Source organism: Saprospiraceae bacterium, assembly GCA_026129545.1.
Classification (GTDB): domain Bacteria; phylum Bacteroidota; class Bacteroidia; order Chitinophagales; family Saprospiraceae; genus M3007.
Map to the genome: position 1 here is coordinate 131110 of JAHCHX010000006.1, position 14667 is coordinate 145776.

Genomic DNA, 14667 nt, shown 5'->3' on the forward strand with positions numbered 1-14667 from the left:
ATGACAAGGGGGGGGTCAGTCGTCGAACCAAAGCCCATGCGAAGGCGCCTCGGCTGCCGCCACCCCGTCGTTCATGATGCGCTCTTGCTGCTCGATGCCCTCTTGGTGAATGGCTTCCAAAAACAGGTTGGTGAACTCGCGGCTCAACTCGTTCTTTTCGGCCCGATGGTGGCAGGCCTCCACCAAGGCGCGCCAGCGTTCGGGTTGCAGAATGGCGACGTTCTTATCCTTTTTCACATATCCGATTTCGCGCACGAGGTGCATTCGCTGCGCGATGAGGTGAATGATTTCCTCGTCCAACTCGTCAATCTGATGGCGGAACTGCTCGATTTGCTCCTGAAAATCGGGGTCGTCGGTCGTCACCGCACGGCGAATGAGCGAGCCGACCATCTCGCCAAATTGTTCGGGTGTGATTTGTTGCGCCGCGTCGCTCCATGCTCCGTCGGGCGTGGGATGCACCTCCACCATGAGGCCATCGTAGTTAAGGTCGTAGGCTTTTTGCGCGGTCTCGGCCAGAATGTCGCGCCGCCCACAGATATGCGATATGTCGCAAATCACCTCCAAATCGGGGAACTCCTGCATCAAGTCAATCGGCATTTGCCAGCGCGGCACGTTGCGATATTTTGAGTCGCCATAAGTCGAAAAACCGCGATGAACCGCCGCTATGCGCCGCAAACCAGCCTTGTGCAGCCGTTCGATGGCGCCCACCCAAAGCTTGTAGTCGGGGTTCACGGGATTCTTCACGAGCACCGGCATATCCGTTCCCTCCAAAGCATCGGCGATTTCCTGCACTGAAAATGGGTTCACCGTGGTGCGCGCGCCAATCCACAGCACATCCACGCCGTATTTCAGACATTCATAGACGTGTTGAGCATTGGCGACCTCTGTCGTGACGCGCAGCCCCGTCTCCTCCTTCACGCGGCGGAGCCATTTCAGGCCGGGCGTGCCGATGCCTTCAAAAGCGCCGGGGCGCGTGCGGGGTTTCCATATCCCTGCCCGGAATAGGTCAATCGCAGGCTTTTCGGCCAATCTCGCGAGCCCGTGCGCCGTCGCCAGCACCTGCTCCTCCGTCTCCGCCGAGCAAGGGCCAGCGATGAGCACAGGACGTTTTTTATCGAAAATGGGTTGGAATTGCATTTTGAACAAAGATTTACAGGTCTTGGGTTGCGTATTTTTGAAGCTGACTCAACTTTCAATTTTTTTTGAAAACAACAATCACGCGCACTCGGTTGCTGGCGCAAAGGTATTTTTAAGCGCGTCCAAATAAGCATCCAATCGCCCCTCGCCCTGCGCCTGAATGAGCGCCGAGCCGACAATCGCCAAGTCCGCCGCCTCCACCACCACCCGCGCCTGTTCGGGGGTGGAAATGCCGAATCCGATACCGACTCGCGGGAATGGGGGATTGGCTGACTGGCAGGGGGCGACCGGATGGGATTTGATTCGCGCAACGACCTCCCTCAATCGCGGATGCAAACCGAACGCGCTGCCCGTGATTTTGAAATCCGACATCAGGTAAAAAAAATCAAAGCCCATTCGAAGCAGTTTTTCCAAACGAGCATCGGAGACGTTGGCAGCAAGTACCGGAACGAGTTTTACCCGGCGATTTCTCAAATTTTGAAAACCTGGAAAATCAATGTGGTCAACCGGCAAATCGGGCACGAGCAAATGCTGAACCCCCAATGCCTCCATTTCACCCATAAATCGCTGACAGCCAAAAGCGTAAATGCGATTGAGATACGACATCGCCACGATTTCCTGCGAAGGATGCCGCTTGCGCAACGCGGCGATTGCGACGACGCAATCGCGCACCGTCACGCCCTGCCGCACCGCCTCCCGGCAAGCCGCCGTGATGATAGGGCCATCCGCCGTCGGGTGCGAAAACGGAATTTGAAGTTCCAGCACCTGCACCCCGGCGCGGATGTAAGCTTCAGCCGTGCGCAAGCTTTCTTCCAGACTCGGATAACCCACGACGAGGTGCGCCATGATGGGCAACTGCCCTTTCCGAAAGGCCCCATTCATCAAAGAGAACCCTCCTGTTTTTTCCAATGTGTTCATGCCTGACAAGTGTATTTTTTGGCTCGTGTTCCCGATTCACTGACCAGTTCTGTTGCTTTTTTGTAAAAACTTAGCGTGTCAACCCCTCAGCTCCCTCAAAACGCCAGCAAATGCCGCGCATAATCCCGCAGGCTTTCTTCCTGAAAATGCCGCATCGTGATAAACAAATCCTTCTCGCCGCGCCCAGAGGCATTCACGACCACGATGCAGTCTTTGGGCAATCGGGCAGACAACTCAAAAGCATGCGCAAAAGCATGAGCCGACTCCAAAGCCGGAATGATGCCCTCCGTCCGCGCAAGTGTTTTGACCGCCGCCAAAGCCGCCTCATCGCTCGCCGTCTCAAACCGAACGCGACCCTCGTCCGCCAAAAAAGCCAGTATGGGGCTGATACCGCAGTAATCCAGCCCCGCCGACACAGAGTGCGTAGGCGCGATATTGCCATCGTCGTCCTGCAAAAAATAGGAGTGATAGCCCTCGAAAATCCCCAACTTGCCTTGCCTCATCTTTGCCGCGTGTTCGCCCGACGCGGAGCCGCGCCCACCCGCCTCCACGCCAACAAGCGTCACGCTCCCATCGTCGAGAAAATCGAAGAACATACCCAGCGCATTGGAGCCACCGCCCACGCACGCCACCAAATAATCGGGCAAACGCCCAGTGGCGGCCTGACACTGCCGACGAATTTCCTCCCCCACCACCTTTTGAAAAAAAGTGTTCATCGCGGGATATGGACGCGGCCCCACCGCCGAGCCAAGCAGGTAATAACTCTCAGGATGCGCCACCCAATCCTTAAAAGCAGCGATGACCGCGTCGTTGAGGGTTTGGTCGCCGTCGTCCACCGCCGCCACTTTTGCGCCCAAGAGCTCCATCCAATACACGTTGGGGCGCTGGCGCTCGTAGTCTTTGCGCCCCATGTACACCGTGCAATCCAGCCCCATGCGGGCACACACGGCAGCGGTGGCATAGCCGTGCTGACCAGCGCCCGTCTCGGCGATGATGCGTCGCTTGCCCAGTTTTTTCGCCAGCAGGATTTGCCCAATGCAATGCGTGATTTTATGCGCCCCGGTGTGGTTCAGACCCTCGTTTTTCAGAAAAACCTGTGCGCCGCCAAGCATAGCCGAAAGACGCGGCAGGGGCGTGAACGCAGTGGGGCGACCAGAAAAAGTGCGGAGCGCATGGTGAAACTCGGCGACGAAACACTCGTCGTTTTTGATTCCCTCAAAAGCATCGGCTATCTCGTGAAGGCTGGGCAGCAGCACCTCCGGCACAAACGTGCCGCCGTAGGCCATCCCTTCTTCCGGCCCCAAAATCAAGTCCTTATATGCGGTTTGCGTCAGTTCCATTTCAATTGCAACATTGTATCAGTACAATGATGCAAAGATTCAAAAACAATTTCCGATTATGCAAGGGCAGACAGGGCGCTGCTTCAAATTATACCTTGACTCGCTAGGATTTGTCGGATGAGCATGATTGATGCCCCTTGATTTTGAGCAGATTGCGATTGCAGCCGTGCCCAAGACCTGGCGGCGCGAGGTATATATCTCGATTCGCTGAACGGCTTTTTTTTCACTTCACCTTTTTTTGTGCCGCAAGGCACAAAGGCACAAAAGGTGGAAAATCAATGCGTATTTTGCTTAGCGTCTTTGTGACTTCGTGGCAAATTTGAAAAAATCCAGCAGTATGGTATGTGACTCTTGCCGCTCGGCGAGCGCGAATTATTGCCTACCTTTTGCCGCACATCCCCACAAGAAGCGTCGTCGGCGAGACGTACGACAACGACAAGAGACAAGGAAAAGATTCAGGGAGTTTATCGGAAAATTTTCATGAATTTTTCCATCATCATAAAATTTCTGCCGTGCGCGGATCTTGCAACCCTGCGGACGGCAGAAAATGCAGACAACGTGACTATTCAGGCGGTGATTCCAAATCACCGCCTGAATAAGAGGTTGAACATCAAATGCCAAGAAATTTCACCTCCTCATTCGCGATGTCAATTTATTTAGGCGGCTGGCTTGGCCGCACCTCGATTTTGCTTGGCAGGGTGCGCGGGTTCATTTTCAACAAATCCACCACCATTTGACCCAAATCCTCGGGCTGAATCTTCCATGCGTCGGCCGGGTTCGGTTCGTGGTCGTTGAAATGCGTGGCCACCGACCCCGGCATAATGGTGGAACATTTGACCCCAGCATCGCGCAGGTCGAGCATGACGGCTTGAGTGAAGCCCACCAGACCGAACTTGCTGGCGTTGTAGGCCGACCCATTGGCGAAAAAATTGGTGCCGGCAAGACTGGCGATGCTGATGAAATAACCTTTGGCTCGAATGAGCGCATCCGCCGCAGCCTTGAGGCTGTAAAAAACACCAGTCAGGTTGGTATCAATGGTTTCGTGCCACTGTTCGAGGGTAAGCGACGTGACGGGCGCGAAGTGTCCCAACCCAGCGTTGGCGATGAGCACATCGAGGCTGCCGAAGGTTTCGAGCGTTTGAGCCACGGCATTCTTCTGCGCGTCCCAGTCCCGCACGTCGGCAGCAATGGCGAGCAGTTTTCCGGTGCCGATGGTGGAGAGTTGGCGGGCCGCCGCGTCGGCTGTTTCCTGATGGCGGCTGGTGATGGCGACGTTCATGCCTTCTTTGAGCAAGCTTTCGGCGATGCCGTAGCCGATGCCTTTGCTGCCCCCGGTGATGAGGGCTGTTTTTCCGTGTAAATGATTCATAGTGGCGGGTAAACGCGGCAAAGGGCAAATGGTTGCTGCATGATGTCGGGGGCTTGCTTGGATGGATACCTCCCATTCAAGATGATGGTGGTTGGGCGTAATTAGGTGTTTGTCAATATCATATAGGTGCATTTCAAATTCAGACATAATTTTGAGGGAAAAAATGGCAACTATCAGCCCTTCATTAAATCTTGGCGAATCAAGACATAAAAATGCAGCACCTGAATTTTGAAGTAAAAGCCCGCACCTCGCGTCAAGCCGACATCCGCGTCTGGCTGCTCGCCAACGGTGCCGAACCGCGCGGCACGGATTTCCAGACAGACACCTATTTCAAGATGCCGATGGGTGCCGGGCGGCTCAAATTGCGGCAAGGAAACATCGAAAACAACCTGATTCACTACCAGCGAAGCGATGATGCGGAGGCAAGAGTCTCCGATGTCGCGCTTGCCCCGGTAGCCGATGCCGCAGCATTGAAAAACATCCTCACGAGGGCACTGGGCGTGTGGGTAGAGGTGAAAAAACGCCGCGAGATTTATTTCATCGAAAACGTAAAGTTTCACTTGGACGAATTGGAGGGCTTGGGGCAGTTCGTTGAGATTGAAGCCATCGCAACAAACCCCGACATTCCGCTGGAACGCTTACAGGCACAATGCGCCCATTTTATGGCTATGTTGAGCATCCTACCCGACGACATTGTGGCGGCTTCTTACAGCGACTTGCTTCTCCCAGCCAGCGAGCGCGGCAAGTGAGGCTGGTGCGCGTTATAGTCAACGCAAAGTGGTTTTGAACGAACAGCGCTCGCAATCATCCTTTGAAAATCATACAAATCAATCAAGAACATCCTCAAATCCTCTTTAATCTGGGTATAGACGCATTTTTTCTACCTTTGTCGCCCAAATTTATGGGACGCATCCTCGCCATTGACTTCGGCCTCAAACGCACCGGCTTCGCGGTGACTGACCCCCTGAAAATCATCGCCACCGCACTGACGACCGTGGCAACACACGAGGCTTTTGATTTTTTGAAAAAATACTGCGCAGAGGAAGAGGTGGAAAGTTTCGTGGTCGGCTTGCCGATGCATCCCGATGGCAACCCTGCCCAAATAGCGCCTCAGGCCGATGTTTTTGCCGAAAAACTGAAAAAACTTTTCCCCGACAAACCCGTTATCCGGCAAGACGAGCGATACACTTCCAATGAGGCCAAGCGAATCATTCTCCAAAGCGGCATCAAAAAACAAAAACGCCGCGACAAGGCTTTGGTGGACAAAATCGCCGCAGCCCTGATTTTGGAGCAGTACATGCGGGAGCATTTTTGGGGGGGGTAGAGGGTGTCTTCGAAGACCGAAAAATTGCTTTGAACCGACTATAACACACAGATAAAATGATATTGCCGATTTACGCCTACGGGCAACCCGTTTTGAAAAAGGTAGCTGTTCCCATTGAAGCGGATTATCCTGATTTGCAAGAGCTCATCGCCAGTATGTGGGAGACGATGTATCACGCCGATGGGGTTGGGCTGGCCGCGCCGCAGATTGGTCTGGGCATCCGGCTTTTCGTCGTTGACACGCTCCAGTTGGACGACGACGACGAAAAAAAAGCCAAAATCAACGGCTTCAAAAAAGTGTTCATCAACGCTCAAAAAATGGAAGAGGATGGTACGCCTTGGACTTATGAGGAAGGCTGCCTGAGCATTCCGCGCATTCGCGGCGACGTGGAGCGCCCGGAGTCCGTACGCCTGCGCTACTTGGACGAGCAGTTCGTGGAACACGAAGAAACATTCACCGGCGTGAACGCACGGGTGGTGCAGCATGAATACGACCATATCGAGGGCGTGCTTTTCACCGAAAAATTGAAGCCGCTGAAGAAGCGGCTCATCCAGCGAAAATTAGAGGATATCCGGGTCGGGAAAATCAAAACCGACTACAAAATGAAATTTGCCGCCACCAAGTAATTCTTTAACCAAGAAGGAACTTTGAGCCATTGCGCCGCGTTGGGCGGCGCAATGGCTTTTTTTATTTTGAAAAACATCTCTCGAAAACGCGTTCATGGAATTTTATTTGACGCTCGTCGAAAAACAGATTCCACACGAGAAACGATTATTGCGCGAAACGTTTCCGCCGTTACTTTTGCACCATGATTTCAGAACAGCAGGAAAAACTACTGAAACGAGTGGAAGAGTTGTTTCTCCGCTACGGCATAAAAAGCCTAACGATGGACGACGTGGCGCGAGAGCTGGGCATTTCCAAAAAAACCCTCTATCAGTTCGTTGACAACAAAGATGACCTCGTGCTAAAAGTGATGGAGCGTCACATACATGAAGATTGCCAGCAAGCAGAGGCGCTAAGAGCAGAGTCGAACGACGCGCTGGACGAAATTCTCAAAGTGATACAATACAACGCCGTGGATTTGGGCCGCATGAAGTCGAACATCGTGTTCGAGATGCAACGTTTCTACCCGGCTGCTTGGGAAAAAATGGAGCAGTTCACTTGGGAATTCATGTACAAAATCGTGCTCGACAACCTCGAATGGGGCATCCGCGACGGCCTCTACCGCGCTGATTTCGACGCGGACATCATGGCCCGAATGCACATAGCCACCATGCTCCAACTGTTCGACGAGCGCATCTTCCCAAAGCCCCCTTATTCCCTCGAAAAACTCTTCAAAGAATACATGGAACACTACCTCTACGGCATCATTTCCGAAAAAGGGTCACAAATTTTGAAAGCAAAACTATCCTGACATGCACCCTCTTCATTCCATCAAATCGCTGCTCGCCAGCATCCTAATCCTCTCCCTGCACAGCGTGGCCGCGCAAACGAGCATGAGCCTATCGGATTGCATTGACTATGCTCAGAGCAACCATCCCGACATAAAAGTGGCCCAGTTGCAGATACGCGATGCGGACTGGCAAATCAAGGAAAACAAGGCCACTGGTTTGCCACAACTCTCCGGGGGACTCAACTACCAGTATTTCATTCAACGCCCCGGCATCCCGCAGAGCGCCCTTTTCCCCGGGGGCGGCGACGAGAAAGTCTATTTCAACGCTTATCACAGCCTCACGCCCAGCCTCTCTCTCAACCAACTTTTTTTCAGCAACAGCTATCGCATCGCGCTGAAAGCATCCGAATACTACCGCGATTATGTGCAAGTGCAAATGGCCGTAGCCAAGCAAAAGGTTCGGAATCAGGTCATTGACGCTTATTTGCCTGCCCTGCTCCTCACCGAGAACCTCGCCATTCTCGACAAGAACATAGGCAACGTGGAGAAGCTCCTCAACGAGACGAAGGCCATCAACCAAGCCGGCTTTGCCGAACAACTCGACGTGGACAGGCTCGAACTCTCCCGCTCCACCCTGATAAGCGAGCGCAACAACCTCGTGCGTCAACAAGCAATCGTGGTGGATGCCCTCAAGCTCGCCATGGGCAAACCCATCGCCGAACCGCTCACCCCCTCCGACAACCTCAAAAAACTGCTGGCCGAATACGGGGAGGCCGACTTCGCTGCCGAGCTCAACCTGATGAACCGCCCTGAATACGTTCAACTGCTCAAAGGGCGCGAACTGAACACCCTTCAGACCGAGATTTACCGCAAGCCATGGATGCCTACCGTGGCAGGCTTCGTGCAGTACCAACCCGGCTGGCAAGGCGGCTTCGGCGACGACACCAAGTGGTTTTTCATCCCGGCCGCCGTCGCAGGCGTGTCCATCAGCGTCCCGATTTGGGATGGCGGCGGCACGAAAGCCAAGCGCGAGCGAGCCATCATCGCCGAGCAGACCATCGAAACGCAAAAACAATTGCTCGAAAACGTCATCACCTTCGAGGTCGAGAACGCGCGCAAGCAATATCTCAACGCGCAAGAACGCATGATGAACCAAATCAGAAACCTCGACCTCGCGCAGCGCATCTACGACACCACCCAGACCAAATACAAAGCAGGCATCGGCTCCAGTTTTGAAATCACCCAAGCCGAGCAGTCACTCTACGCCGCGCAGCAAAGTCTAATGCAGGCTCAATACGACCTGTTGTCGGCAAAAACCGCATTGAGAAAAGCATTGGGCACGAACTAACACCTCTCGTCATTCCTCCATTTCAAAAACCGACCACCAGCCATGCTTTTATTCTCATGCTACCTGATTTTCAGAGTTTTAAAACTAATTTTCAAAAATGAAAAATAAAGACCTCCTCCAGATTCTCACCTTCGGCGCAGTCGTCGCGCTACTCTCTGCCTGTGGCGGCGGCTCGCCCGACCCAGCCGTCCAATTGGCGGCACTTAAAGACCAAAAAGCCCAAATAGAAGCCGAAATCGCTGCGTTGGAAAAAGTAGTCGGCAACACGAACGGCGCGGAAAGGCGCGTGAAGGTTGTTGGTCTCAGCGAGATGAACCCCACCGTGTTTCGCCACTACATTGACCTGCAAGGGCGCGTGGACGCAGAAGAAAACGTGCCCGTGACCGCCAAAATGCCCGGCACCCTCACCCGTGTGTTGGTGAAAAATGGCGACCAAGTGAAGAAAGGCCAGCTCCTCGCCCAAGTGGACGACGGCGTGATGCTCAAAAGCCTCGCCGAGCTGGAAAGCCAGCTCAAAACCGCCGAAGACATCTACAACCGCCAGAAAGGCTTGTGGGAGCAAAAAATCGGCACCGAAGTGCAGTTCATCCAAGCCAAGTCGCAAAAGGAAAGCTTGGAGAACGCCATCGCCACCATGAAGGAAAACTGGGGCCAGACCAAAATCTACGCCCCCATCAGCGGCACGGTGGACATGGTCATCCTGAAAGTCGGCCAAGCGATTTCGCCGGGGGTGCCACTTTGCAACATCATCAATCTCAGCCAGCTGAAAGTGGTGGGCAACGTGACGGAGGCTTATGCGGCCAAAGTGCGAAAAGGCGACCAAGTGACCGTGTTTTTCCCTGATTTGAAAAAAGAAATCAGCACTCGGGTCACCTACGTCAGCAAAACCATTGACCCCAACACGCGCACGTTCGCGGTGGAGTGCGCGTTGCCCGGCAGCCCCGATTATCGCGCCAACATGGTGGCTGTGATGAAAATCATTGACTATCAAAACCCCAGCGCCCTCGTGGTGCCTGTCAACCTGATTCAGACTGCCGAGGACGGCGATTTCGTGATGGTGGCCGAAAAAAATGGGGAAAAGCAGGCGACCGCCAAAAAAGCGGCCGTGAAGCAGGGCAGCAACTACAATGGCATGGTGGAAATCGCTTCCGGCCTCAAAAAGGGCGACTTTGTGATTTCGACTGGTTTTCAAGATGTGAACAACGGAGAGACCGTCGCTTTCTGATAGTGGCGCAACGGCTTCTTCATTCCGACATCCGCCATTCAGATGTACGTCCCACCTCAATTTTCATTCGCCGAACAGGCCGAGGTCGTGTCCTTCATGCAGCGATTCAACTTTGCGGCCATCGTGTCGCAAGTGGATGAGCATCTTTTTGCCACGCACTTGCCGTTCGTGGTGGAAGAGACGAAGACGGGCGGGCTGCGCTTGCTGGCACATTTTGCCAAAGCCAACCCGCAATGGAAAAACTTGGAGACACAAACGGCGCTCGTGATATTCAGCGAGCCACACGCCTACATCTCGCCCAGCCTCTACGAGAAAGAGCAAAACGTGCCGACTTGGAATTACGTCGCTGTACATGTGTATGGTGCGCCGCGACTGCTCCGGGAAGAAAAAGCCGCCTTCGACCTGCTCGAAAAGCAAATGCACGCTTTCGAGAAAGAATACCTTGAACAATGGGCGCGGCTCTCGCAGGACTACAAAAACGCGCTGGTGAAAGGCATTGTGGCTTTTGAAATGCCTGTGGAAAAATGGGAAGCCAAGCGAAAACTGAGTCAGAACAAAAGCTCGCGAGAACAGGCAAACGTCGCGGCGCATTTGCTGGAAAACGAGGATGGCGCGGCGCGGGAAGTGGGAAAGATGATGCGGGAGATTTACGCAAAATCGTAGGTAGTGGCCCAATAAGTTCATTGATTACTCTCAAATAGCAAGCATCCATTTAGTACGTGGTTACTATTGCTTCCATGTTCCAAATTTCCCACAAAAACACCCAACTGAATCCTAAACTCAAGACGAATCATCCATAATTCATAATTCTGATGAAAGAATTCAAACCCACCAGCTGGTCCATTGACAACCGGACGAGCATATTCATCATCACCGTGCTCATCACCTTCGCGGGTTTGATGTCGTACAACTCGCTTCCCAAAGAACAGTTCCCCGATGTGGTGGTGCCGACCATTTTCGTCTCCACCATCTACCCCGGCGCATCGCCGAGCGACATGGAGCAATTGGTCACCAAGCCCATCGAAAAACAATTGAAGGGCATCAACGGGGTGAAAAAGGTGACCTCCAACTCCGTGCAGGACTTCTCCAGCATCATCGTGGAGTTCAACACCAGCCTCGACGTGGTCATCTGCAAGCAAAAAGTGAAAGACGCGGTGGACAAAGCCAAACGCGACCTTCCGACCGACTTGCTGGAAGACCCCGCCGTGACGGAGTTCGACATCTCCGAAATCCCCATTATGAACGTCAACATCGCAGGCGATTTCAGCCTCGACAAGCTCAAAGACTACGCGGACAAGCTCAAAGACCGCATCGAAGAGATGCGCGAAATCACCCGCGTTGACCTCGTGGGCGCTTTGGACAAAGAGGTGCAGGTGAACGTGGACAAATACAAACTGAACGCCGCCAGCCTTACTTTCCGCGACATCGAAAACGCGCTGGCTTTTGAAAACATGACCATCTCGGCAGGCAACGTGGACATCGGCGGCATGACCCGCTCCGTCTCCATACGCGGCGACTTCAAGGATGTGGAACAAATCAAAAACATCATCGTCGCCTCGCAGTCGGGCGCCATGCTCTACCTCAAGGATGTGGCCGAGGTGAAAATGGGGCATCAGGAGCAAGAAAGCTACAGCCGCCTCAACGGCAAAAACGTCATATCGCTCAACGTCATCAAACGCGCCGGCGAAAACCTCATCAACGCCTCCGACAGAATCAAGGAAGTCGTGGACGAGATGAAAGCCAACGAGTTCCCGCCCAACCTCGAAGTCAACATCACCGGCGACCAAAGCCGCGCCACCCGCGTCACGCTGCACGACCTCATCAACACCATCGTCATCGGCTTCATCCTCGTGGCGCTCATTCTGATGTTTTTCATGGGAGCCACCAACGCCATTTTTGTGGCGCTGGCCGTGCCGCTCTCCATGTTCATTGCCTTCATGGTATTGCCGAGTTTGGGTTTCACGCTCAACATGATTGTGCTTTTTGCCTTCCTGCTCGGTCTCGGCATCGTGGTGGACGACGCTATCGTGGTCATCGAAAACACGCACCGCATTTATCACGACGAGCCTAAGTTGAACATCGTGCAAGCCGCCAAAAAGGCCGCCGGCGAGGTGTTCCTCCCCGTGTTGTCAGGCACCGCCACCACGCTCGCGCCATTCGTCCCGTTGGTGTTCTGGGGCGGTATTTTTGGCAAATTCATGCACTACCTGCCCGTCACCATCATCATCACGCTCACGGCCTCGTTGTTGGTGGCCTACATCATCAATCCCGTGTTCGCCGTGTGGTTCATGGGCGACCCGAAACGCGAGGGCAAAGTCATTGACCCCGCCAAAAAGCGCCGCCGCACCATCGCGGGCTACGCGCTGTTTGCGCTCGCCACACTTTGGTTCTATGCTTCCGGCAATTTTGGGCTGGGCAATTTCGCCGTCACCTGCGCCTTGTTTGTCGTGCTGTATCGCTTTGTGTTGGAAAAAGCCGTTCGGTGGTTCCAGCAAAAAGGCTGGCCCGCCGTGCAGACCGGTTATGCCAAGTTTCTCAAATTTGCCCTCGACCGCCCCTGGACCATGTTGGGCGGCACCACCTTCCTGCTCTTCTTTTCATTGTTCATGACCGCCTCGCGGCAAGCCAACATCGTCCTCTTCCCGAGTGCCGACCCCAACTTCATCTACGTCTATATGACCCTGCCCGTAGGCACCGACGTGAAAGTGACCGATTCGCTCACTCGCGTGTTGGAGCAGCGCGTGGTGGGAGTGTTGGGAGAAAACAACCCCATCGTGGAGTCGGTCATCAGCAACGTCGCGCTTGGCGCTTCCGAAGACCAATTCGACCGCTCCGCCACTTCCAACAAAGGCAAAGTGGGCGTGGCCTTCGTGGAATTCAGCCAGCGCAAAGGCGCGAACACCAAAGAATTGATGGACAAAATCCGGGAAGCCACCAAAGGGAGCATCCCCGGGGCAGAAATCGTGGTGGACCAAGAACAGGGCGGCCCGCCTGCACCCAAGCCTATCTCGGTAGAAATCACGGGCGACGATTTCCAGCAATTGTCCACCGTGTCGCAGGCCGTGAAACGCTATTTGGACTCCCTCGCCATTCCCGGCGTGGAAGAGCTGCGCAGCGACCTCATCGTGTCCAAGCCCGAAATCAGCATCCAAATAGACCGCGACCGCGCCAACCGCGAAGGCATCTCCACCGCCCAAATCGGTGGCGAGTTCCGCACCGCCATTCTGGGCAAAGAAGCCACAAAATTCAAAGATGGCGAGGACGAAATCCCGGTCAATATCCGCCTTCAAAAAGACCAGCGCGACAACATCAACGCCGTGGAAAACCTGAACATCACGTTCCGCGACATGAACATGGGCGGCGTGTTGCGCTCCGTGCCAATGGCTGCCCTGGCTGAGGTCAAATACACCAACACCTACGGCGGCATTCGGCGCAAAGACCAAGAGCGCATGGTGACCATTTCATCGAACATCACCGCAGAATATCAGCCCCAGCAAACACAAGTCATCAATCGCGTGAAAGCCGCATTGGCAGCCTATCCGCAGCAAGACGGCGTGAAAGTGGCTTTTGCGGGAGAAGACCAAGAATTTGTGGATGCGTTCAACTTTCTGGGGCGCTCGCTCATCATCTCGATTTTCATGATTCTGCTCATCCTCGTTACGCAGTTCAACTCTATTGGCAAGACACTCATCATCCTCACGGAAGTTGTGTTCTCCATCATCGGGGTGCTGCTCGGCATGGCGATATTCAACATGGATTTCTCCGTCATCATGATGGGCGTGGGCATCGTGGCCTTGGCGGGCATCGTGGTGCGCAACGGGATATTGTTGGTCGAGTTCACCGACATCTTGCGAGAACGAGGTATGGCCGTTCGAGAAGCCGTCATCGAGGCGGGCAGGATTCGTATGACCCCCGTGCTGCTTACGGCCACCGCCACTATTCTCGGTCTGATTCCCCTGGCGGTGGGTTTCAATATTGACTTCGTCAGCCTTTTTGAAACGGGCAACCCGAAAATTTTCTTCGGCGGGGACTCCGTGGCCTTCTGGGGGCCGCTGTCGTGGACGATTATTTTCGGTCTCGGCTTCGCCACGTTCATCACGCTCGTCATCTTGCCTGTCATGTATCTGAAAGGTAAGCAAGTAGTGGATTGGTGGGAGAAGAAGGTGTAGGCATACCCAGATTAAAGCGGATTTGAGCCAACTGGTTGGCAAGGTAGGGATGCTCTTGATTGATTTGCATGATTTTCAAAGGATTGCAAGCGTCGTTCGTTCAAAACCACCTTGTGTTGACTATAAGTTGAATTCTCATCAATACGAAGCCCCCACCCGATTTGCTCGGGCGGGGGCTTCCCGTTAATAGCGCCGCCGTGCAAAAGCTTGAAACGACCGCCGCACACGGAAGTATTATCCCAAGAGACGTTTTCCCGGCAACGCATTGTTGGGCAAAAAACGCCCCGCGCGGGGGAAAATTCCGCCCCAAAGCCTTGCCCGCCCGCAAAGTTTTTGGCTAACTTTGTTGCGCGAAACAAATGGCGCCCCGCGCCCAAAGGCCGCCACTCCCCTCACCTCCCAAATTTTTTGAGACAATGAAAAAGTCAATTTTTGCCCCCCCCC

The 14667-nt window shown here is 54.1% G+C and carries 12 protein-coding genes; 8 read left to right on the plus strand and 4 right to left on the minus strand.

The window, feature by feature from the left end:
- Nucleotides 1-15 precede the first annotated feature (15 nt).
- From KIS77_22750 to KIS77_22765, 4 genes are all read right to left on the minus strand, one after another.
- Nucleotides 16-1137, minus strand: coding sequence for a bifunctional 3-deoxy-7-phosphoheptulonate synthase/chorismate mutase type II (locus KIS77_22750; GenBank protein ID MCW5925154.1), 1122 nt, complete (start codon nt 1135-1137; stop codon nt 16-18).
- A 78-nt stretch (nt 1138-1215) separates the two neighbouring features.
- Nucleotides 1216-2055, minus strand: a complete 840-nt coding sequence (gene trpA / locus KIS77_22755; protein MCW5925155.1) for a tryptophan synthase subunit alpha — start codon at nt 2053-2055, stop codon at nt 1216-1218.
- A gap of 95 nt (nt 2056-2150) precedes the next feature.
- Nucleotides 2151-3341 carry a tryptophan synthase subunit beta gene (gene trpB / locus KIS77_22760; GenBank protein MCW5925156.1) on the minus strand — a complete coding sequence of 397 codons (1191 nt, stop codon included), beginning with the start codon at nt 3339-3341 and terminating at the stop codon, nt 2151-2153.
- Between the two features lie 706 nt (nt 3342-4047).
- Nucleotides 4048-4764 (minus strand): SDR family oxidoreductase, encoded by a 717-nt coding sequence (locus KIS77_22765; GenBank protein MCW5925157.1) that lies wholly within the window; start codon nt 4762-4764, stop codon nt 4048-4050.
- 212 nt (nt 4765-4976) lie between these two features.
- On the opposite strand from KIS77_22765, the gene KIS77_22770 reads away from it, so the two are divergent.
- The 8 genes from KIS77_22770 (at nt 4977) to KIS77_22805 (ending at nt 14223) form a co-directional block, all read left to right on the plus strand.
- On the plus strand, nt 4977-5513 hold the full coding sequence (locus KIS77_22770) for a class IV adenylate cyclase (protein ID MCW5925158.1): 537 nt from the start codon (nt 4977-4979) through the stop codon (nt 5511-5513).
- Nucleotides 5514-5665: 152 nt separating this feature from the next.
- The gene (ruvX, locus tag KIS77_22775) at nt 5666-6088 is read left to right on the plus strand and encodes a Holliday junction resolvase RuvX (GenBank protein ID MCW5925159.1); all 423 of its coding nucleotides are present in this window, start codon (nt 5666-5668) and stop codon (nt 6086-6088) included.
- Nucleotides 6089-6144: 56 nt separating this feature from the next.
- Complete coding sequence (gene def, locus KIS77_22780) at nt 6145-6714, plus strand: peptide deformylase (GenBank protein ID MCW5925160.1); 570 nt, start codon at nt 6145-6147, stop codon at nt 6712-6714.
- A 182-nt stretch (nt 6715-6896) separates the two neighbouring features.
- Entirely contained in the window at nt 6897-7502 is a 606-nt protein-coding gene (locus KIS77_22785) for a TetR/AcrR family transcriptional regulator (protein MCW5925161.1), read from the plus strand.
- A gap of 1 nt (nt 7503) precedes the next feature.
- Complete coding sequence (locus KIS77_22790) at nt 7504-8829, plus strand: TolC family protein (protein MCW5925162.1); 1326 nt, start codon at nt 7504-7506, stop codon at nt 8827-8829.
- 97 nt (nt 8830-8926) lie between these two features.
- Nucleotides 8927-10054 (plus strand): efflux RND transporter periplasmic adaptor subunit, encoded by a 1128-nt coding sequence (locus KIS77_22795; protein MCW5925163.1) that lies wholly within the window; start codon nt 8927-8929, stop codon nt 10052-10054.
- Nucleotides 10055-10096: 42 nt separating this feature from the next.
- Nucleotides 10097-10717 carry an FMN-binding negative transcriptional regulator gene (locus KIS77_22800; protein MCW5925164.1) on the plus strand — a complete coding sequence of 207 codons (621 nt, stop codon included), beginning with the start codon at nt 10097-10099 and terminating at the stop codon, nt 10715-10717.
- Between the two features lie 149 nt (nt 10718-10866).
- Nucleotides 10867-14223, plus strand: coding sequence for an efflux RND transporter permease subunit (locus KIS77_22805; protein ID MCW5925165.1), 3357 nt, complete (start codon nt 10867-10869; stop codon nt 14221-14223).
- Nucleotides 14224-14667: the final 444 nt, after the last annotated feature.